Here is a 20,209-nt window from a genome sequence, read left to right on the forward strand (position 1 = left end):
AGGATTTCAAGCGGCGAGTGAATTGGTCTTTCGTAGTTCGCCCATCAACGGTACTCCGGTTGGTCCCATTACCCCCTTCCTTGATTTTCATGCACCCCACGGGCTTCGGCCTTATTTATCATCTTTAGGAACAAGTAATATGGAAACCGGTACCGTCAAGTGGTTCAATGACGCAAAGGGCTTTGGCTTCATCACTCCCGACGGCGGCGGCGAAGATCTGTTCGCGCATTTCTCGGAAATCCGCACGGAAGGCTTCAAGACGCTGCAAGAAAACCAGAAGGTGTCGTTTGAAGTGAAGACGGGCCCGAAGGGCAAGCAAGCCGCTAACATCAAGCCGGTGTAAGCAGCAACGCTTCCCTCAGGACGCAAAGAAAAACCCCGCCTCGGCGGGGTTTTTTTATTGGTCCCGCTTATTGGCTACGCTGACCACGCGATTAACCGCGGCACAGAGAAACGAGACTCCCGCGTATCTCAGCGAAACAGCCGCTGTGCGTGAATGCCGAGACCCGTTGCGACGCTCGCGAGACGGTCGCCGAATACCGGCTCCGCATCAGGAAACGCGGCCGCCAGCGCCGCCGACAAGAATTTCAGCCCCGTCGACCCGCCGGTGAAATAGATCGCGGTGACATCCCGCGTCGCGATGCCCGCCGCCCGCACGGTCTCGCGTGCCGCCTGCACGATGCGTTGCATCTCGTCGCGCCCGGCTGTGACGAGTTGTGCCTCGTCGAATGCGAGACGCAGGTCATCTTCCACGTCGTCAAGATCGATCACCGTTTCGCCACCGGCCGCGACGCCGATCTTCGCCTCTTCCGCGTGCGCCGCAAGCGCATGACCGAGCCGCCGGTCGATCACCCGCATCAACCGGTCGTAATGGCGCACCTCGGGGTACAGATGGCGCATCAGCGACAGCTCGCTGACGCGCTTCGGCCCGTACACGGTGTTGATCAGATGCCAGGTCGCCAGATCGAAGTAGACGCGGTTCGGCACTTCGCGGCCTTCGGGATCGAAGCTCTGGTAACCCAGCTCGCGCAGGATCGTCGCGAGCTCGACGCGCCGGTCGAAGTCGGTCCCCGCGACGTGCACGCCGTGATGCGCGAGCACGTCGTCCTTGCGTTCGATCCGCTTCATCCGCCCGGGGCCTACGCGCACGAGCGAAAAGTCCGACGTCCCGCCGCCGATGTCGGCGACCAGCACCAGCCCTTCCGTGTTCAGATGCGACTCGTAGTCGAACGCGGCCGCGATCGGCTCATACTGGAAGTGGATTTCGCGCAGCCCCACCGAGCGCGCCGCCGCCTCGAGCTGCTGCTGCGCGAGCAGATCCGCGCGCGGATCGTCGTCGACGAAGAACACCGGCCGCCCGAGCACCGCGCGGTCGATCGATTCGCCCGCCGCCGCTTCGGCGCGACGCTTCAGATGATCGACAAAGATCGCGATCACGTCGGTATAGCGGATCGCGGAGCCGTCGCCGAGATCGGTGGTCGTTTCCGCGAGCGCCGAGCCGAGGATGCTCTTCATCGAGCGCATCAACCGGCCGTCGAAGCCGTCGACATACGCTTCGATCGCCGCACGGCCGAACGCGCGCGTGTTTTCATCGGTGTTGAAGAAGACAGCGGTCGGCAGTGTCGTGAAATCGCGCTCGACCGGCGCGAGCCGCAGTACGCCGGCATCGGGCAACGCGACCGCCGAATTCGACGTGCCGAAGTCAATCGCACAATAGGTCATCGCGAAAAGCCGCCGCTCGCAGCGGCCGCCGACAGAAAGAGGACGGGCTTTTTATCACGAAACCACGACGACCGGCAACCGGCCCGCGGAACGGAAATTGCTCGCTACCGACGGTTAGACCGTCCAATTACACCGATCCGGGAGACAAGCGGAAATGACCGAGCCGTCCACCGTCGCCGCGCGCGAGACATCGTCCGCGATCGTCGAGACCGATCTGCCCGCGCGGCTCGACCGCCTGCCGTGGGGCCGCTTTCATTCGCTGATCGTCGCCGCGCTCGGCATCACGTGGCTGCTCGACGGGCTCGAGGTAACGCTGGCGGGCGCGGTTGCAAGCGCGCTGAAGGCGAGCCCCGCGCTGCGGTTTTCGAACGCGGACGTCGGGCTGACCGGCAGTGCGTATCTCGCGGGCGCGGTGCTGGGCGCGCTCGGCTTCGGCTGGCTCACCGACCGGTTCGGCCGGCGCAAGCTGTTTTTCATCACGCTGACGCTGTATCTCGCGGCGACGGCGGCGACCGCGCTGTCGTGGAATCTCTCGAGCTTCATCGCGTTCCGCTTCCTGACCGGCGCGGGCATCGGCGGCGAATACACGGCGATCAACTCGACGATTCAGGAGTTCACGCCGGCCCGCGTGCGCGGCTGGACCGACCTCGGCATCAACGGCACGTTCTGGGTCGGCGCGGCACTCGGCGCCGGGGGCTCGCTGGTGTTGCTCGACCCCGGCCTGTTGCCGGGCGACTGGGGCTGGCGCGCGTGCTTCTTCATCGGCGCGGCGCTCGCGCTCGCGATCCTGCCGATGCGCGCATGGGTGCCGGAAAGCCCGCGCTGGCTGCTGACGCACGGCCAGCTCGACGACGCGCGCACGATCGTCGAAGACATCGAGACGCGCTTTCGCGACCAGGGCCACACGCTGCCCGCAATCGAAGACACGCCCCGCTTACGACTACGCGCACGCACGCATACCGCGCTCGGTGAGGTCTTCCACGCACTCTTCACGCTGCACCGGCGACGCTCGCTCGTCAGCCTGTCATTGATGACCGCGCAGGCGTTCTTCTACAACGCGATCTTTTTCACGTATGCGCTCGTGCTCACGGATTTCTACCACGTGCCAGGCGATCACATCGGCTGGTATCTGCTGCCGTTCGCGCTCGGCAATTTTCTCGGGCCACTCGTGCTCGGCCGGCTGTTCGACGTGATCGGCCGCCGCACGATGATCGCGACGACCTACGCGCTGTCGGGCATTCTGCTCGCGGGCAGCGGCTATCTGTTCGAGCAGCAGTGGCTCACGGTGACCACCCAGACGATCGCGTGGATGACGATCTTCTTCTTCGCGTCGGCGGCGGCGAGTTCCGCGTATCTGACTGTCAGCGAATCGTTTCCGCTCGAAATCCGCGCGCTCGCGATCGCGGTCTTCTATGCGTTCGGCACTGCGCTCGGCGGCATCGCAGGCCCCGTGTTCTTCGGCCGGCTGATCGACACGCATCAGCGCAGCGAGGTGTTCACCGGCTATCTGGTCGGCTCGGCGCTAATGCTCGCGGCCGCGGTGATCGTCGCGATCTGGGGCATCGATGCCGAAAGGAAATCGCTGGAGAGCGTCGCGGCACCGCTGTCCGCGGTAACGGACGACTGATGGTCGCGCAATCCCCAACGCCGCGACCATAAAAAAACGCGCGGCACACGCCGCGCGTTTTCTGATCCATCACACACCGACAACAAAAAACTGTCGCGTCAGAACGCCTTCTTCCACGCACCGGCAAACGCGATATCGCCGAGCGGCACACGCGTGCGCGCCGCCCGCTCGCGATCGCGCAGCGCCGCATCGAGCTTCGCCGGATCGCCATAGTGGCCGACCGCGATCATCGCGATCACTTCGACGTCGTCCGGAATGGCGAATTCTTTACGGAACGCGCTCACGTCGATCCCGCTCATCTGATGCGTGGCAAGACCGAGCGCATGCGCCTGCAGCACCAGCGCCAGCGCCGCTGCACCCGCGTCGTACGGCGCGCAGCGATTGACTTCACCCTTGCTCGTCAACGACTGCGCCGTGACGGCGATCAGCACCGGCACCGGACCATTCCAGCCCTGGTTGAACGGCACGAGCGTCGCGAACGCGCGCTTGTACGCGGCTTCATCGGTGTTGCGGTCGAATACGACGAAACGCCACGGCTGCGCATTATACGAAGACGGCGCCCAGCGGGCCGCCTCGAGAATCGAATGCAGTTGCTCGCGAGTCACCGGCTCATTCGAGAAGGCTCTTGGGCTCCAGCGGCCGGCGAGCAGATCGTGAATGGAAACGTCGGTCGCTGCGGGTTTGGTGGTCATGCGTTTCTCTCAGTCGAGGTTGCGTCGACGGGCGAACGCCCGGGGCTCATAGCATAACCCGGGCTTCACGAAACGCGCTCCGCCGTGTGCGTCGATGCAGCCGTCAAACCGGCTGCGCGGCAACTGGCCGCTCGCGCCGGTTGATCCGCAACACCAGCACCGATGCCACGAGGCACAGTCCGCCCGAGATCATCGACGCGACCGTGTACGTACCGAGGCTCGCGCGCAGCATGCCGGCACCGAGCGCGGCGAACGCGGCACCCAGCTGATGTCCCGCGACGACCCAGCCGAACACGACTGGTGCGGCGTCCTTGCCATAAACGTCGGTGGCGAGACGCACGGTCGGCGGCACGGTGGCGATCCAGTCGAGACCGTAGAAAATCGCGAAGATCGGCAGGCCGTAGAAGTCGATGCCGAACGCGTGCGGCAAATACATCAGCGACAGCCCACGCAGACCGTAGTACCAGAACAGCAGCACGCGGCTGTTGAAGCGGTCCGACAGCCAGCCCGACAACGTCGTGCCGAACAGATCGAAGATGCCCATCGCGGCGAGCAGCGACGCGCCCTGCACTTCGCTCAGCCCGTAGTCGCCGCACATCGCGATCAGATGCGTGCCGATGTAGCCGTTGGTACTCGCGCCGCAGATGAAGAAGCTGAAGAACAGCAGCCAGAAGTCGCGCGTGCGACTCACCGATGCGAGCGTGCCGAACGCGATCTGCAGCGGATTCTTCGTCTGCACGGCGGTCGCGAGTGGTGCGCCGGGCGGCTCGCCGAACGGGCGCAGCATCACGTCGGCAGGACGCTCGGGCAGCAGGAACGCGACGAGCGGCAACACGACCGCGGCCGCACCCGCGACGATCCACACCACCTGACGCCAGCCCTGATGCTCCGCCACCGCGGCGAGCAGCGGCAGGAACACCAGCTGGCCGGTGGCCGAACTCGCGGTGAGGATACCCATCACGAGGCCGCGGTGCGTGGTGAACCAGCGGTTCACGATCGTCGCCGACAGCGACAGCGCCGCGACGCCCGTCGCTCCGCCGACCATCACGCCCCAGATCAGGATCATCTGCCACGGGTGCGTCATCAGCGACGACAGTGCGACGCCGGCCGCCATCGTCGACAGCGCGATGAGTACGGTGGGCCGCACGCCGAAGCGCTGCATCGCCGCGGCGGCGAACGGTCCCATCAGCCCGTACAGCGCAATGTTCACGGAGATCGCGAGCGAGATCGTCGCGCGGCTCCAGCCGAATTGATGCTCGAGCGGCACCATCATCACGCTTGGCGTCGCGCGCGTCCCGGCGGCCGCGAGCAATACCAGGAACACGACGGCCACCGCGAGCCAGCCATAGTGAAAGCGTGCGCCGATTCTTCTTGCTGCCCAGTTCATCGGTTCTCCCGTCGGCCCGCCTGCTGTGGACAGCGCCGATTCACGTTGCCTGCCTGATTGTTACCGATCCGGTAAAGGACTTGTGACTGATCTGTCACAAACAGAGTTGCGATCTTAGTTACCGGTCGGTAACATGTCAAGCCATCGATGCAATAACCCCGAAGGTGATGTGCCATGAATGCCAACGCAAGCGCCAAACTACCAGCCGGCCGTCGCCCTCGCGCGCAGATGGCCGGACATGAAGCGCAGTCGCATCTGCTGGACGCCGCCGCCGAGCTCTTCTATCGCGAAGGCGTGCGGGCCGTCGGCGTCGACGCAGTGGTCGAGCTCGCGGGCGTCAACAAGATGAGTCTGTACCGGCAGTTCTCGTCGAAGGACGATCTGGTGGTCGCGTATCTGGAGCGCTCGGACGAGGGCTTTTTCCATCGCTTCGAACAGAGCGTCGCGAAGCATCCCGGCGAGCCCGTGAAGCAGATCGCGCAGTATTTCGAAGACCTCACGGCGCGCGCGTCGGTGCCCGATTATCGGGGCTGCCCGTTCGTCAACGTATCGGCCGAATTTCCGGACCCCGCACATCCGGCGCGGCTGTGCGTGTCGCGCAACAAGACGAAGCTGATGGCACGGCTCACGGAGCTCGCGACCGCGGCCGGCGCGGACGATCCGGTGGCACTCGCCAATGCACTGGCATTGCTGATCGAAGGCATCTACGCGGCGAGCCAGACCTACGGCCCCACTAGCGGACCGGTTGCCGTGACCGCACGCGTCGCCGCGCAGCTGGTCGCCGCAGCGTGTGTGCAGACCGCGCCGGAGCAGCCGTGATGCCGCTCGACGACGCCGCGCGCGAAACGATCCTCGCTACGACGCGCCACTGGCTGACGCGCGCAGTGATCGGCCTGAACCTGTGCCCATTCGCGAAGGCTGTGTACGTGAAGGAGCAGATCCGCTACGCGATCAGCGAAGCGGTCGACATGGAAGGCGTGCTGACCGATCTTGAAACGGAACTGCGTGCGCTTGCCGACGCCGACCCGGCTGCGATCGACACGACGCTGCTGATCGTGCCGCATACGCTCGCCGATTTCGCCGACTACAACGATTGCCTGTTCTTCGCCGATCGTCTGCTGAAGCAGCTGCGCCTCGAAGGCGAGCTGCAGATCGCGAGCTTTCATCCGCGGTATCGGTTCGAGGACAGCGAACCCGACGACATCGAAAACTACACGAACCGCGCACCGTGGCCAATCCTGCATCTGCTGCGCGAGGCGAGCATCGAGCGCGCGGTCGATGCCTTTCCCGATGCCGCCGACATCTACGGACGCAACATGGACACGCTGCGGCGTCTCGGCCACGCGGGCTGGGCCGAGTGGATGAACGCGCCCGCAGACGGTTCTTAAAACAGCCCGTCAAGCCGCGACGAAGAACCTTTCCTGCAGCTCGGCGATACCGAGTGTCTCCATCACTTCCGTGAGCCGTTGCGTCGGACGACCGCGCGGCAAGTCCTTGTACTGCGCGACGATCAGCTCGTTTTTCATCGAGTGCTCCCAGCCGACCAGTTCGGTCACATTGACCTGATAGCCATGCGCCTCGAGCTGCAGACAGCGCAGCACGTTGGTGATCTGGCTGCCGAACTCGCGCGTATGCAGCGGATGACGCCAGATCTCCGTCAGCGCATGACCGAGAGAGCGGTTCTTGTTCCGCCGCAGCACGCCCGCCACTTCCGCCTGGCAGCACGGCACCACGACGATGTACTTCGCCTGTTTGCGTAACGCGAAGCGGATCGCGTCGTCGGTGGCGGTGTCGCACGCGTGCAGCGCGGTGACGATGTCGACGGTCGGCGGCAGGCGGTCGGAGACGATCGAATCCGCGACCGACAGATTGAGGAACGACATCCCGCCGAACCCGAGCCGCGCCGCCAGTTCCTCGGACTTCGTCACCAGTTCTTCGCGCGTTTCGATCCCGTAGATCCGCGACGCGTCGTGCTGCTCCTTGAAGAACAGGTCGTACAGGATGAAGCCGAGGTACGACTTGCCGGCGCCGTGATCGACCAGCGTGATCGCGGGCTGCGCGGCCTTCAACTCGGTCAGCAGCGGCTCGATGAACTGAAACAGGTGATACACCTGCTTCAGCTTGCGGCGGCTGTCCTGGTTCATCTTGCCGTCGCGCGTGAGGATATGCAGCTCCTTCAGCAACTCGACGGACTGGTTGGGTCGGATTTCGTGGGTTTTGCCGGACATCGAATGAAACCGCCGCCCATTGCATCGCGAACGTGCGACAGGCGACGGAAAAAGAGAAAAGTTGCTGCCAGTTTACCCAAAGCGCGGCTACCCGATGCGGATCGACCGCCCGGACGGCTGCGCGACGCACTTGAAACTCACTTACGGCGTACTGATGGCTCACTTGCCTGGAACACTTACCTGGAATACTTCGTGCTCCGATAAGGCCGTATGCGGCGCGGGGTCAACGCCGCGTCACGATGCCGTAAGCCAGCCCGCCTGTCGGGGCCGGTAGAACAACAAGGAAAGCCGGCGGCCGTCGTTTTCGAAACGGCGGACCGCCGGGCGTGTGGGGAGGTCGGGCCGGAACACGGGCACGAACGTTACGTAACCTGCAGCGCGCCGCGATCTCTACAGAAAGCGCGCTCAGACGATGAAGAGGCGGCAATGGATGCAATACCCAACGGAAGCGCCGAGCAGAAGTTCCAGGAGCTGCTTGCGAAGCTGACGGCGACGCCGGCGTGGACGGAAAAACAGCAGCTCGAACTCGAAATGGCACGCGACATTTCGGCCGAGATGCTTCAGCTCGCCGAAGCGATGCGCGACGGCAGCGTCGATCTCGAAACCTGCCTGACGCTGCTCAAATACGCGAAAGTGCTCGACTTCGTGATGACGACGCTCGCGTCGCGCCGCGACATCAAGCCGCAAACGCTGCGGGTCATTTTCAAGCTGGCCGGACTCAAGGTCGACGAGGCTTATCCGGGTTGAGCGGCCTGGCTGCTCCAGCCTTCGTGCCACCAGCCGGCGGGGTTACCGGCCTTGGCGCGTCATCAACCGTTCGTACGACAGCTTGAGGTGCCGCTGCATCGCCGCGTGCGCCTGCACGGCATCGCGTGCCTCGAGCGCTTCGAGAATTGCGCGATGCTCGTCGAGCGCGGCCACCCAGGTATCCTCGCCTTCGAAATGCACGCGCAGCTTCGACGACAGCGGACGATGCCGCTCGTCGAACAGGTCCGCGACCGTGCGGACCAGCACGTCGTTGCCCGTCATCTGCGCGATCGCCAGGTGAAACTGCCGGTCCGCCGCAATCGGCACCTGCCCCGCCGCGACTTCCTGCGCCATCCGCTCGAACAGCGCGCGTAGCGCCTTCAGTGCCTTCGGCCGCGAAAACGGCGCGACCGTGGCCGCGATCGCTCCTTCGATCACCGCGCGTGCTTCCATGTTTTCGCGCGGACTTTCACCGAGCTTCTCCGGATCGGGCGTCGTGACCGCGCGCGACGTTTCGGTCACGTACACGCCCGAGCCCATCCGGATCTCCACGCGTCCCTCCAGTTCCAGCGCCACCAGCGCTTCGCGCACCGACGGCCGCGACACGCCGAGCGTCTGCGCGAGTTCGCGTTCGGACAGCAGGCGTCCGCTCGGCGCGAAGCCTTGCTGCTCGATCAGGTCGCGCAGCTTGTCGGCGATCTGCAGGTAGAGACGGCGCGTTTCGACAGGTTTGGCGGGCACAGCGCCTCCAGACAACAGGCGGGGAAAAATACGAACGATCGGGACGGGCGAGGTGCGAAACGGCGTGCCGCCCCACTCGCGGCAGCACCGAAACTGGCTTGACCAGATTAACAAACGACTTCTATCATCGGCAACTGGTCAGGCCGAAATAGATCGAATTGGCAGCGGGTTATGTCGGTTTCGATCCGCGACCGTCGGCCCCACCGCCCCACTCTCCTGCGACCTCGCGATGAACCCTGCCGGTCAAACGCGCTTTCGTTTCGCCTCATTGTCTGCGCGTGCGCGTCGGCCTGCGAGCCCCGCGACACCACGCTCCCGCCATCCGCTTCGATGAACACGATGAAACCGATGAACAACCCGATCCTCCAGTTCGGCACGAGCCGCTTCCTGCAGGCACACGCCGATTTCTTCATCGCGCAGGCGCTCGCGATGGGCCGCGCGCTCGGCCGCGTCACGGTCGTGCAGACGACGTCGAACCCCGACAGCCGCGCGCGCATCGACGCGTTGCGCGAAGCGCCGCACTATCCGGTGCGGATCCGCGGCCGTCTCGACAACGCGGACATCGACGAGACCGTCGAATGCGATGCGATCGACGAAGCGCTCGACGCGAGCGTCGACTGGCCGCTCGTGCGCGAGCGCTTCGCACACGATGCGCGCGTCGTGCTGTCGAACACCAGCGACAGCGGCTTCGCGTGCTTCCCCGACGACACTGCCGCGCTGCTGCATGAACCCCACGCTGCGCACACCGTGCCGCACGGTTTCGCCGCGAAGCTCGTCGTGCTGCTGCACGCGCGCTTCGAAGCGGGCGCCGCGCCGCTCACGCTGCTGCCGTGCGAGCTGATCACCAACAACGGCGACACGCTGCGCGCGCTGGTGGCGGGTATTGCGCGCGACTGGCACGCGGACGACGCGTTCGTCCGCTATATCGAGCACACGTGCATCTGGGTGAACTCGCTGGTTGACCGCATCGTGTCGGAGCCGATCCTGCCGATCGGCGCGGTCGCCGAGCCGTACGCGCTGTGGGCAATCGAACGGCAACCCGGGATGGTGTTGCCGTGCGAACACGAAGCGATGATAGTCACCGACGACCTGCCGCACTACGAGCGCCTGAAGCTGTTGTTGCTCAATCTCGGCCACACGTACCTCGCAGAACGCTGGCAGGCCGACGCGCGTCCAGCCGACGAAAACACGCTGCACGCGATGCACGACCCCGCGCTGCGCGCCGATCTCGAAGCGCTGTGGCGCGACGAGGTGTTGCCGGTCTTCGATGCACTCGGCAAAGGCGACGATGCGCGCGGCTATCTCGACGAGGTGCGCGAGCGTTTCGAGAATCCGTTTCTCGATCACCGGCTCGCGGACATCGCACGCAATCATGCGCAGAAGAAGCAGCGGCGTTTCCAGCCGGTGCTCGATCTCGCGCACGAACTGAAGCTCGATCTCGCGCAACCGCGACTGCGGGCGGCGCTCGCACGCGAGCCGGTCGCGGCTTGATCGGGCAGTACACGCAGTTCCGCCGCTAGAGCGGGACGCACGAAACAAACGGCCCGCCTGCCCGGCATCGCAGCGGACCACAGCATTCACAAGACGGATGCCGACACTGGAGGAGACGTTGTCATGCGGAAAATGCGCTGGGTGGTGATCCTGTTCTGCTTCCTCGCGATCGCGGTGAACTATATCGATCGCGCAAACCTTGCGGTCGCGGCCCCGCAGATCGAGAAGGCGCTCGGCATCGGACCCGCTGAGATGGGCCTCGTGCTGAGCGGCTTCTTCTGGACCTACGCGCTGATGCAGATGCCGTTCGGCTGGTTCGTCGACCGCGTCGGCGCGCGGGTCGCGCTGCCGCTCGCGGTGGGCTGGTGGTCGGTATTCACGGCGGCGACCGCGGGTGCGTCGAGCGTGATGTCGATGTTCGGCTGCCGGCTGATGCTCGGCATCGGCGAAGCGGGCGCGTATCCGTCGTGCGCGAAGCTCGTCAGCCAGTGGTTCAAGCCCGCGCAGCGCGCGCTTGCGACCAGCATCTTCGACAGCGGCTCGCGGGTCGGCTCGGCGCTGTCGATTCCGGTCGTCGCGTTGATCATCGGCACGCTCGGCTGGAAGGCATCCTTCGTCGTGACCGGGCTGCTCGGCGCGGTATGGATCGTCGGCTGGCTGGCGATCTACCGCAGCCCCGCGCATGGCGACATGACCGGCGAACGCGACGTCGTGCCCGAGCCGCATGTGCGCCACGCCGGCGACGCGTCGTGGGCCTCGCTGTTCCGCCACCGGACGATGTGGGGGATGATGCTCGGCTTCTTCTGCCTGAACTTCGTGATCTATTTCTTCATCACGTGGTTTCCGAGCTATCTGGTGCAGACGCGCGGCTTTTCGCTGAAGTCGCTCGGCACGCTCGGCATGGTGCCTGCGCTGATCTCGATCCCCGGCGGCTGGCTCGGCGGCTATGTGTCCGACGCGCTCTACCGGCGCGGCTGGAGCCTCACCGCTTCGCGCAAGACGTGCATGGTCGGCGGCATGCTGATGTCGTCGGTGATCACGTTGTCGGCGTTCACGTCGGACGTGTACCTGATGCTCGCGTTCTTCGGCATCGCGTACGGCAGTCTCGCATTCGCCGCCGCCAGCATCTGGTCGCTGCCCGCCGACGTCGCGCCGACGCCGCGGCACGTCGCATCGATCGGCGGCATCCAGAACTTCGCATCGAACCTCGCGGGCATCGTCATCACGACGTTCACCGGCCTGATGGTCGCGATGACGAAAGGCTCGTTCACGATTCCGCTGGTCGTCGCGGGCGGCTTCTGTTTTCTCGGTGCGTTCAGTTACCTCTTCGTCGTCGGGCGGATCGAACCGCTGCCGGCGCACCCCGGGCAGAACGACGAGACGAAGGCGGCGCGCTCACCGGTGTAACGCAGTCAGAGGCAGAACGAATTCGTGCAGTGGCAGGTGGGTGCGATTACCTGAATCTGAGTCCACGCGCGGGTAGCCCGTTTGCCGCTCCGGCGCACCGATGGGACAATGGCGGCCTCGCACGTCCCGGCGCGGGGCTACCAAGCTCGCCGTGGCGCCGTGTCACCGCCCTCGCCGTCTGCTCCGTTTCCCGATGTCATCGATCAGCACACCGCTTTCCGTTTCCGCCGCCGTGATCGGCGCGGGCCCCGCCGGGCTGATGGCCGCCGAAGCGCTGAGCCGCCGCGGCGTCACCGTCGACGTCTATGACGCGATGCCTTCGGCCGGACGCAAATTCCTGATGGCCGGCAAAGGCGGGATGAACATCACGCATTCGGAACCGCTCGAACAGTTCGTCGAGCGCTATGGTGTGCGCCGCGCACAGATCGCGCCGCTGCTCGACGGCTTCGGCCCCGATGCGCTGCGCGACTGGCTGCGCGCGCTCGGCGTCGAAACATTTGTCGGCAGTTCGGGACGCGTCTTCCCCACCGACATGAAAGCCGCGCCGATGCTGCGCGCGTGGCTCCATCGCCTGAAGGAAAGCGGCGTACGCTTCCACATGCGGCATCGCTGGACCGGCTGGGAAACCTTCATGGAGGACGGCGCGGATCGTCACACGCTGCGCTTTACGACACCCGACGGCGAACGGCACGTCACAGCCGACGCGCTCGTGCTCGCAACCGGCGGCGCGAGCTGGCCGCGGCTCGGCTCGGACGCATCGTGGGTACCGCTCGTCACCGCGCACAGCGTCCCGGTTGCGCCGCTGCAGCCGGCCAACTGCGGATTCGACGCGCCGTGGAGCGACTATTTCCGAGAGCGCTTCGCCGGGCAACCGCTCAAATCCGTCGCGCTCACCGTCACCGATATGGACAAAAAAGTCCATTATCGAAAAGGTGAGTTCATTTTGACGGCGACCGGCGTTGAGGGGAGTTTAATTTACGCGCTGTCCTCACCGATCCGCGAGCGGCTGCTGGCCGACGGCGAGGTCACCGTCCATCTGGATCTCGCGCCTGGCTTGACCGTTGCGCGGGTCGAGCAGGAAGTCGGTCGGCCGCGGGGTTCGCGTTCGCTGTCGACGCATCTGCAGGGGCGCGTCGGCATCGCCGGCGCGAAGTTCGGGCTGCTGCGCGAGTGTCTGTCGAAAGAAGCGTTCACCGACACGGCGCAACTCGCACGCGCGATCAAGGCGCTGCCGCTGCGGCTGACCGCCGCGCGACCGATCGAAGAAGCGATCAGCAGCGCGGGCGGCGTGCCGTTCGAGGCACTCGACGCCGACCTGATGATCCGCAGCGTGCCCGGCGCATTCTGCGCGGGCGAGATGCTCGACTGGGAGGCGCCGACGGGCGGCTATCTGCTCACCGCATGCTTCGCGACCGGCCGTACCGCCGGCGAAGGCGCGGCCGCATATCTTGCGCGTAATCTCGCGCGCAGTTAGCGCGCCTTCAACCGCCACAGGAACGTGATCTCGGCGGATCGTGCTGCATGCAGCGGATCGGTCGCATCCTTCGACTTCGGATGGCGCGGACGGATGAGGTCGCGCGAAATCTCCTCGAGCCCCGCCGCGGCGATCGCCTCGAGCAGCGCGGCACGCGTGCGCAGCCCGAGATGTTCGGCGAAGTCCGACAAGATCAGCCAGCCTTCGCCGCCCGGCTCGAGATGCGCGGCGAGACCGTCGAGAAAACCGAGCAGCATGCGACTGTCCGGATCGAACACCGCATGCTCGACGGGCGACGCGGGCCGCGCCGGCACCCACGGCGGATTGCAGACGATGAGCGGCGCGCGGCCCGGCGGAAACAGATCGGCCTCGACCACCTGCACCTGCCGGCTATAGCCGAGTCGTTCGAGATTTTCCCGCGCACACGCGAGCGCGCGCGGATCCTGATCGGTGGCGACGACGCGCTTCACGCCCCGCTTCGCGAGCAAGGCCGCGAGCACACCGGTGCCCGTGCCGATGTCGAATGCGAGGTCAAGCGAAGGCAGCGGCGCGCGCGCGACCAGATCGAGGTATTCGCCGCGCACCGGCGAGAACACGCCGTAGTACGGATGAATGCGGTCGCCGAGCACCGCGACCTCGATGCCCTTCTTGCGCCACTCGTGCGCACCGACCAGTCCCAGCAACTCGCGCAACGACACGACCGACGCTTCGCCGGTCGGTGCGCCCCACACTTCCTCGCAGGCCTGCGCGACTTCCGGCGCACGCCGCAGCGGAATTGCATAGTCGCCGGTGAGCGGAATCAGCAGCATGCCGAGCGTGCGCGCGCGTTGCGATTGCGCCTGCCGGTGCAGGTTGAACGCGTCTTTCGGATCGGCCGGCGCTTTGCGCGGCTTGCGTTCGATGCGTCGCGTGATCGCCTGCAGCAGCTGGCGTGCGTTCTGATAGTCGCCGGTCCACAGCAATGCGGTGCCTTCGCTCGCGAGGCGGAATGCGGTGTCGGCGGTCGTGCGATCGTCGGCGGTCACGACGCGTTTCGGCGGCGGCACGCCGGCCTCCGAACGCCAGCGAGCGGTTTCGGGACCGTCTGCGGCAGGCCAGGTCAGCGTGGGGTAGGGTGTGGTCATGAGTGGCGAGGAGGATGGAGGGCGACGGCTGCGATGCGTGCGGCGCGGTGTCGGGCGTGCGCGCATCAGCGGGTGCAGGGTTCGAATTGTAGTACGGCGCGCGCCGCAGCCATCGAACGTTCCACACGAAAGCGGGTGCCGCTCCTCGCCGGAGCGGCACCCGCATCGGGACTTCTTCTGCTACCGGTCAGGTGCCATCGTGCGCGGAAAAGATCTGCAGCCATCCGCCGAACAGGCCTGCGAGCAGACCGAACAGATCGGTGCCATCCTGCTGCGCGGCGCTGCCACTACCGCTCTTGCTGCCACCGGATGCCAGCGTCGGCGACGAACTGAACGCGGCGTTCAGTTGCGCGATGTCGAAGCTGCCCCAGCCCGTGACGAAGTCGAAGCCCGGGCCTGCGCTGTAGCCATACGTGACGCCGCTCCGTACGACACCGTTGTTACCCGATACCACGGGATGAACCAGCGCAGGATTCGCACTCACGTCGCTATAGATGCTCGCTGCGGGAAACGCCAGCGCGTTGTTGTTCGCCGACTGCACGCGCGCCCAGATGCCGGAGAAGATCGGCGCTGCCAGACTCGTGCCGCCAACCTGATTCGGCTGCCCTGCCTTCAGCGTGCCGCTGGTCTGTCCTTTGTAGACCAGAATCGCACCGCTGCGATTGTCCGCATCGAAGCCGATGTCCGGCACTACGCGCGCCTGGTTGTTCGTCACCGACGACTGCCAGGACGGCGCCGCCTCATACTTGCTGACGCCACCGCCGGTCGCCCACAGACTGCCGTACTGGTCGAGTCCTGAGTTCCAGGTCGTCTCGTGATCGTACTTGCCGTTCGTCGTGTAGAGCGCGGTGCCGCCGACCGAGATCACATACGGCGAAGTCGCCGGTTCGCTGACGCTGTAGGTGCGCAGGTTCGACGGCGGATAGCCGCCCTGGCATTCGTACACCCCGTGATCGCCGGCCGATACGGAGAAAGTCTGCCCTTGCGCCATCGCGATCTTGAAGATCGAGTCGTCGGCGGACTGCGAGCCTTGCTGATGCGCACTCGCTTCGCAGACACCAAGCGACACGTTGATCACCTTCGCGACGTTGTCGGACACGGCCTGGTTGTACGCATCCGTGATGTCGCCGAGCGACATCGACGGTGCGTCGTAGAACACCAGCTGCTTCACGGCGCCGCCGGCCGCGCCGACGATCGACTGGCTATCCAGATTCCATTCGACGGTACCGTCCGTATCGCTGTAGTCGCTGCCGGGCGCACCGGTCTGCACGACTTTGGTGGACACGGCGGCGAGGCCGTTGTTCGTCGTGAAGGTCCGCAGATCGGACAGCGTCTGCGTCAGATCGCCTTCGGAAATGATGCCGACCGTCGTCGCGGATGCAGTGGGCGTCGAGCCGGCTGCATAGAGATTCGAGAACTCGACCGGATTGTGTCCGGTCAGCACCGGCGTCGCTGCGGCCGCGGTCCGCGCGGACACGGATGCCTGCGTGCTCGCGCTCGCTCCCGGTTCGTTGATCACGTAGTTCGTATGGGCGGTGACCGCGTTCTGCAGACCCTGCACGGAGTCGACGATATCGCCGAGCGCGGCCGGCACCTGTGCGTCGCTTGCATTCGCGTAGACCGGCCGACCCGCTTGAGAAAAACGGCGCAGGCTCGTGTTGAACGCCGCCTTCACCGTCGCGGCGGTGCCATCGGCGCTCACCAGCATACGATTCTTCGCAACGTGCACGTTCGTGAAGCCGGCGCGCGTCAGATATTGGACGACGGCATTCGCTTGCGCCTCGGTTGGCGCATAGGTCGACAGAATCTGATCGGGCGTCAGGTACTGTCGGTAGTTCGGACTGCCCGGCCGGTTGACCTGATCGATGAACGAGTCGAGTCCCTTCTGATCGCGCAGCTTCAGCGTGACGACGACATGAACGGATTCGTTCGCGCCGAGTTCCGCGTTCGCACTTGCACCGGATGCGGCATGGGTCGTGGCCTGTGCGCCCGATGCTGCAGCAGTCGCGGCGGGAAGATCGAACGCGTGCGTGCGCGTCGATACCCAGTCCGATGAACTCGCTTGAGCGTGAGCAGCGGAGACCAGCAAGCCGGTCGACGATAAACCGATGAATGACAGAATGGACAAACGACGTGTCGTGCAAAGAACCTGAGCAATGCGCGACGATGTTTGCGTTGGCATGATGCTTCCTCGTAGGATCAAGCGGCCACCTGGCCGGCACGGTAGTGCCGGGCTAACGAAACGCGACGCGCAACACAACGTATGCGTTGCTCATCGACATTTAATAAGAGATTCGTAATTTTTTCGTGAGCCGAATAATAGGTGAGCCAGGTTGCTTTACAAGCCAGCAATCCTGAACTTTTCTCAGGCTGTTTTTGACGATTGCGCGAAGGCTTTGCGCTATCGGGTGGTGCTCATGCGATGTGGGTCGACGGCGTGAATTGCTTCGGACAGAGGTGTGCGTCGTCATGCCTCCGCAGCGATGCGTACGAGGCGGAAACGTCGATGAGGAAAAGTGAAGATGGGATGACCGTGCACGCGCCATGTGTGGCGTGCAGAAACGAGTGCAGCCGCGCAATCGCGCGCGGCCGCTTTTGCGTCATCAGATCGGTGGGGAGTAGAAAGCTAGAACTGATATCCCATCCCGGCTCCATACACGCTACCGGCACCGCTGGTACTAACGCCGCCCTTCACTTTGAGATTTTCGGTAATGCGCGCAGAGAATCCGATTGCTACCGCCGAGTACCCCTGGTAATTTCCGGTGCCGATACCAATCGACAGACGCTTTCCCTGATCGACTTCCGGAATCATCGACAAGGCCGTCGCAGCGGCAATACCGGAGTAGGCCCGGCGTGACACTGAACCCAGCTCGTTCCGGACGGAATTCAATTGCCCCACGTTGACGGCATCGGTCGGATTCACACCCGGCGCGAGATTGGTCATGCGACGCTCGTTGCCGGGTGTGCCCACCGAAACGGTATTCGGTTGATCCGCTACCGAACCGGCTCCCAGTGCGACCGAGTTCGCGGCGGTCGCGGACGAATTGTTGCCGATTGCGGTGCTGCCGTTGCCGGAAGCCGATGCATTCTGACCGACGGCGGTGCTGCCTTTACCTGTAGCCGTCGAACCCTGGCCAGTCGCCGTACTATTTTCGCCGGACGCGTGCGAACCCTGGCCCAACGCCGTGCCGTTGACGCCGGATGCGCTCGAATCTTCACCTAGCGCACTAGAGCCTGTTCCAGTTGCAGATCCCAGTTTCCCGCTGCCCTGTGCGACAGCGGTCGACAATGATGTCAGCGATTGCTGTGTGGTGCTGATACCGGTCGACAGCGAACTGATGCCGGTCGATGCGGAGGTGGAGAGTGAACCGACGTTACTGCTGGTCGTGCTCAAACCGGTCGACAGCGAACTGATGCCGGTCGATGTGGAGGTGGAGAGTGAACCGACGTTACTGCTGGTCGTGCTCAAACCGGTCGACAGCGAGCTGATGCCGGTCGATGCGGAGGTGGAGAGGCTCGCGACGTTACTGTTCGTCGTGCTCAGGCTGGTCGAGAGATTGCCGATGCCCGTCGACAGACTGCCTATGCCGGTCGAAGTGGAACTGGACAGGCTCGTCACATTGCCGTTGGTCGTGCTCAAGCCGGTCGACAGCGAACCGACATTGCTATTGGTCGTGCTCAGACCCGCGGAAAGCGAACTGATGCCCGTTGATGTCGACGTGGATAGCGACGACAGTTGGGACACGTTCACGGCATCGGTCGGCTTTATGCCACCGGCGACATTCGCGAGTGCGACGGGCTTTTGCGAGTCGAGGCCGCCCAAGGTAACTTTCGAGTGATCCGCGTTGTCGTACTGGACCGAGTTGGCGACCCCCGTCGACAGCGAGCCAATGTTGCTGTTCGTCGTGCTCAGGCCGGTCGACAGCGAACCGATCCCCGTCGATGCCGAGGTCGACAGACTGCCGACGCTGCTACTGGTCGTACTCAACCCTGTCGAAAGCGAAGTGACGTTGCTGTTCGTTGTACTCAGGCCTGTCGACAGTGAAGTGATGCCCGTCGACGCTGAAGTCGACAGACTGCCGACGCTGCTACTGGTCGTGCTCAGCCCCGTCGACAGCGAACTGATTCCTGTCGATGCCGAAGTCGACAGACTACCGACACTGCTACCAGTCGTACTCAGCCCCGTCGACAGTGAGGTGACGTTGCTGTTCGTTGTACTCAGGCCTGTCGACAGTGAACTAATGCCCGTCGACGCTGAAGTCGACAGACTGCCGACACTGCTGCCGGTCGTACTCAAACCCGTCGACAGTGAACTGATCCCTGTCGATGCTGAAGTCGACAGACTGCCGACACTGCTGCCGGTCGTACTCAAACCCGTCGACAGTGAACTGATTCCAGTCGATGCCGAAGTCGACAGACTGCCGACACTGCTACCCGTCGTACTCAAACCCGTCGAAAGTGAACTGATACCCGTCGACGCTGAAGTCGACAGACTACCGACGCTGCTACCCGTCGTACTCAAACCCGTCGACAGTGAACTGATTCCAGTCGATGCCGAAGTCGACAGACTACCGACGCTGCTGCCGGTCGTGCTCAAACCGGTCGAAAGCGAAGTGACGTTGCTGTTCGTTGTACTCAGGCCTGTCGACAGTGAACCAATGCCCGTCGAGGTTGAAGTCGACAGACTACCGACGCTGCTACCGGTCGTGCTCAAACCGGTCGACAGTGAACTGATCCCCGTCGACGCCGAAGTCGACAGGCTGACAACGCCGCTGCCGGTCGTACTCAGCCCCGTCGAAAGTGAACCGATACCGGTCGAGGTCGACGTGGACAGTGACGCGATGCCCGTCGACGCCGAACTCGACAGACTGCCGACGCTGCTGCCGGTCGTGCTCAGACCAGTCGACAAGCTGCTGATGCCCGTCGAGGTCGATGTGGACAACGAATCCACACCGGTCGAAGTCGACGTGGAGAGACTGGTTAACTGTCCAAAATTGACGGCGTCGCCAGAGGCGGTGCCGTTCGCAAGGTTATTGATCTGGTTATTGTGGAGCAAAACAGTGCTGGTAATACTGACGCCAGTAGTCCCGCCACTAATACTGATGCCACCATTCCCCACAAGGAACAAGGCCCCAGCTCCGCTCGAACCAACATACGCCGCACCAGGACCACCACTTAACCCGGCGTTACCGGTGCTGTTGTTGGTGAGGAGAAACGAGTAGCTACAGGAACCGATTGTGCCAGCATTGCTGGTTCCATTTGATCCTATTCCCCATCCACTAGTGCCCGCCTGATTGCACAATTGGAGCCCCCCTACCCCCGTGGCCTGCGCCCATGCATTTTCAGACGGTCCCCCTATCGCCATAACGGCGGCTATAGCGATCCGGGTAAGCGCCGGCAAACGCGGAGCCGCGAACCCCAGCGTCGACCTCGCTGGTTTGCCCCGTGCAGAGAAGAGCTCCGATACGGCAACCCACGCACCCAGCGCTTCACTCCAGATCGATCTATAGGTCCTGTTCATGTTTGTTCTTCAAAAATCATCGCCTTCTGCGTCTGATCCATGAAGCGG

The 20,209-nt window shown here is 64.3% G+C and carries 16 protein-coding genes and 1 pseudogene; 8 read left to right on the forward strand and 9 right to left on the reverse strand.

Annotated elements, in window-relative coordinates:
* Positions 1-139: 139 nt before the first annotated feature.
* Positions 140-343, forward strand: coding sequence for a cold-shock protein (locus tag ACREXZ_RS22560; RefSeq protein ID WP_091019821.1), 204 nt, complete (start codon positions 140-142; stop codon positions 341-343).
* A gap of 128 nt (positions 344-471) precedes the next feature.
* Here the strand turns inward: ACREXZ_RS22560 and ACREXZ_RS22565 are convergent, their stop codons facing one another.
* Positions 472-1,722 (reverse strand): Hsp70 family protein, encoded by a 1,251-nt coding sequence (locus ACREXZ_RS22565; RefSeq protein ID WP_431766342.1) that lies wholly within the window; start codon positions 1,720-1,722, stop codon positions 472-474.
* A 154-nt stretch (positions 1,723-1,876) separates the two neighbouring features.
* Here ACREXZ_RS22565 and ACREXZ_RS22570 point away from each other — a divergent pair, with 154 nt between their 5' ends.
* Positions 1,877-3,349, forward strand: a complete 1,473-nt coding sequence (locus ACREXZ_RS22570; protein ID WP_431766343.1) for an MFS transporter — start codon at positions 1,877-1,879, stop codon at positions 3,347-3,349.
* Positions 3,350-3,447: 98 nt separating this feature from the next.
* On the opposite strand, the gene ACREXZ_RS22575 is transcribed toward ACREXZ_RS22570, so the two are convergent.
* Positions 3,448-4,041, reverse strand: a complete 594-nt coding sequence (locus tag ACREXZ_RS22575) for a nitroreductase family protein (RefSeq protein WP_431766344.1) — start codon at positions 4,039-4,041, stop codon at positions 3,448-3,450.
* A 103-nt stretch (positions 4,042-4,144) separates the two neighbouring features.
* Positions 4,145-5,428 (reverse strand): MFS transporter, encoded by a 1,284-nt coding sequence (locus tag ACREXZ_RS22580; protein WP_431766345.1) that lies wholly within the window; start codon positions 5,426-5,428, stop codon positions 4,145-4,147.
* 174 nt (positions 5,429-5,602) lie between these two features.
* On the opposite strand from ACREXZ_RS22580, the gene ACREXZ_RS22585 reads away from it, so the two are divergent.
* Positions 5,603-6,247, forward strand: a complete 645-nt coding sequence (locus tag ACREXZ_RS22585; RefSeq protein WP_431766346.1) for a TetR/AcrR family transcriptional regulator — start codon at positions 5,603-5,605, stop codon at positions 6,245-6,247.
* On the forward strand, positions 6,247-6,816 hold the full coding sequence (locus ACREXZ_RS22590; RefSeq protein WP_431766444.1) for a DUF1415 domain-containing protein: 570 nt from the start codon (positions 6,247-6,249) through the stop codon (positions 6,814-6,816). The genes ACREXZ_RS22585 and ACREXZ_RS22590 overlap by 1 nt, the downstream gene beginning before the upstream one ends.
* A gap of 9 nt (positions 6,817-6,825) precedes the next feature.
* On the opposite strand, the gene ACREXZ_RS22595 is transcribed toward ACREXZ_RS22590, so the two are convergent.
* Entirely contained in the window at positions 6,826-7,656 is an 831-nt protein-coding gene (locus tag ACREXZ_RS22595; protein ID WP_431766347.1) for a class I SAM-dependent methyltransferase, read from the reverse strand.
* A gap of 426 nt (positions 7,657-8,082) precedes the next feature.
* Between ACREXZ_RS22595 and ACREXZ_RS22600 the strand changes: the two genes are divergently transcribed.
* Positions 8,083-8,403 (forward strand): DNA-binding protein, encoded by a 321-nt coding sequence (locus ACREXZ_RS22600; protein WP_431766348.1) that lies wholly within the window; start codon positions 8,083-8,085, stop codon positions 8,401-8,403.
* Between the two features lie 42 nt (positions 8,404-8,445).
* Here the strand turns inward: ACREXZ_RS22600 and ACREXZ_RS22605 are convergent, their stop codons facing one another.
* Positions 8,446-9,144, reverse strand: coding sequence for a FadR/GntR family transcriptional regulator (locus ACREXZ_RS22605; protein WP_431766349.1), 699 nt, complete (start codon positions 9,142-9,144; stop codon positions 8,446-8,448).
* A gap of 348 nt (positions 9,145-9,492) precedes the next feature.
* On the opposite strand from ACREXZ_RS22605, the gene ACREXZ_RS22610 reads away from it, so the two are divergent.
* The 3 genes from ACREXZ_RS22610 to ACREXZ_RS22620 all read left to right on the forward strand — a co-directional run bounded on the left by ACREXZ_RS22610 (position 9,493) and on the right by ACREXZ_RS22620 (position 13,516).
* Entirely contained in the window at positions 9,493-10,635 is a 1,143-nt protein-coding gene (locus ACREXZ_RS22610; RefSeq protein WP_431766350.1) for a mannitol dehydrogenase family protein, read from the forward strand.
* 123 nt (positions 10,636-10,758) lie between these two features.
* A complete protein-coding gene (locus ACREXZ_RS22615; protein ID WP_431766351.1) occupies positions 10,759-12,042 on the forward strand; it encodes an MFS transporter in 1,284 nt (427 codons plus the stop codon).
* A gap of 193 nt (positions 12,043-12,235) precedes the next feature.
* Positions 12,236-13,516, forward strand: coding sequence for a TIGR03862 family flavoprotein (locus ACREXZ_RS22620; protein WP_431766352.1), 1,281 nt, complete (start codon positions 12,236-12,238; stop codon positions 13,514-13,516).
* On the opposite strand, the gene ACREXZ_RS22625 is transcribed toward ACREXZ_RS22620, so the two are convergent.
* From ACREXZ_RS22625 to ACREXZ_RS22640, 4 genes and pseudogenes are all read right to left on the reverse strand, one after another.
* Positions 13,513-14,640, reverse strand: coding sequence for a methyltransferase (locus tag ACREXZ_RS22625; protein WP_431766353.1), 1,128 nt, complete (start codon positions 14,638-14,640; stop codon positions 13,513-13,515). The genes ACREXZ_RS22620 and ACREXZ_RS22625 overlap by 4 nt on opposite strands.
* A gap of 187 nt (positions 14,641-14,827) precedes the next feature.
* Positions 14,828-16,822 (reverse strand): S53 family peptidase, encoded by a 1,995-nt coding sequence (locus ACREXZ_RS22630; RefSeq protein ID WP_431766354.1) that lies wholly within the window; start codon positions 16,820-16,822, stop codon positions 14,828-14,830.
* A gap of 444 nt (positions 16,823-17,266) precedes the next feature.
* Entirely contained in the window at positions 17,267-17,584 is a 318-nt protein-coding gene (locus tag ACREXZ_RS22635) for a YadA-like family protein (protein ID WP_431766445.1), read from the reverse strand.
* A 66-nt stretch (positions 17,585-17,650) separates the two neighbouring features.
* A pseudogene (locus ACREXZ_RS22640) lies at positions 17,651-20,161 on the reverse strand (ESPR-type extended signal peptide-containing protein); the annotation flags it as partial.
* Positions 20,162-20,209 lie beyond the last annotated feature (48 nt).

The sequence above is a fragment of the Paraburkholderia sp. genome (assembly GCF_050742655.1).
In the GTDB taxonomy this organism is placed as follows: Bacteria; Pseudomonadota; Gammaproteobacteria; order Burkholderiales; family Burkholderiaceae; genus Paraburkholderia.

What these genes read in the sequence shown, in the direction of transcription:
- ACREXZ_RS22590 (WP_431766444.1), top strand. Translation starts at nt 6,247, where the DNA reads ATGCCGCTCGACGACGCCGCGCGCGAAACGATCCTCGCTACGACGCGC.
- ACREXZ_RS22575 (WP_431766344.1), bottom strand. Translation starts at nt 4,041, where the DNA reads ATGACCACCAAACCCGCAGCGACCGACGTTTCCATTCACGATCTGCTC.
- ACREXZ_RS22595 (WP_431766347.1), bottom strand. Translation starts at nt 7,656, where the DNA reads ATGTCCGGCAAAACCCACGAAATCCGACCCAACCAGTCCGTCGAGTTG.
- ACREXZ_RS22620 (WP_431766352.1), top strand. Translation starts at nt 12,236, where the DNA reads ATGTCATCGATCAGCACACCGCTTTCCGTTTCCGCCGCCGTGATCGGC.
- ACREXZ_RS22585 (WP_431766346.1), top strand. Translation starts at nt 5,603, where the DNA reads ATGAATGCCAACGCAAGCGCCAAACTACCAGCCGGCCGTCGCCCTCGC.
- ACREXZ_RS22565 (WP_431766342.1), bottom strand. Translation starts at nt 1,722, where the DNA reads ATGACCTATTGTGCGATTGACTTCGGCACGTCGAATTCGGCGGTCGCG.
- ACREXZ_RS22625 (WP_431766353.1), bottom strand. Translation starts at nt 14,640, where the DNA reads ATGACCACACCCTACCCCACGCTGACCTGGCCTGCCGCAGACGGTCCC.
- ACREXZ_RS22600 (WP_431766348.1), top strand. Translation starts at nt 8,083, where the DNA reads ATGGATGCAATACCCAACGGAAGCGCCGAGCAGAAGTTCCAGGAGCTG.
- ACREXZ_RS22635 (WP_431766445.1), bottom strand. Translation starts at nt 17,584, where the DNA reads ATGACCAATCTCGCGCCGGGTGTGAATCCGACCGATGCCGTCAACGTG.
- ACREXZ_RS22610 (WP_431766350.1), top strand. Translation starts at nt 9,493, where the DNA reads ATGAACAACCCGATCCTCCAGTTCGGCACGAGCCGCTTCCTGCAGGCA.
- ACREXZ_RS22630 (WP_431766354.1), bottom strand. Translation starts at nt 16,822, where the DNA reads ATGCCAACGCAAACATCGTCGCGCATTGCTCAGGTTCTTTGCACGACA.
- ACREXZ_RS22560 (WP_091019821.1), top strand. Translation starts at nt 140, where the DNA reads ATGGAAACCGGTACCGTCAAGTGGTTCAATGACGCAAAGGGCTTTGGC.
- ACREXZ_RS22570 (WP_431766343.1), top strand. Translation starts at nt 1,877, where the DNA reads ATGACCGAGCCGTCCACCGTCGCCGCGCGCGAGACATCGTCCGCGATC.
- ACREXZ_RS22580 (WP_431766345.1), bottom strand. Translation starts at nt 5,428, where the DNA reads ATGAACTGGGCAGCAAGAAGAATCGGCGCACGCTTTCACTATGGCTGG.
- ACREXZ_RS22615 (WP_431766351.1), top strand. Translation starts at nt 10,759, where the DNA reads ATGCGGAAAATGCGCTGGGTGGTGATCCTGTTCTGCTTCCTCGCGATC.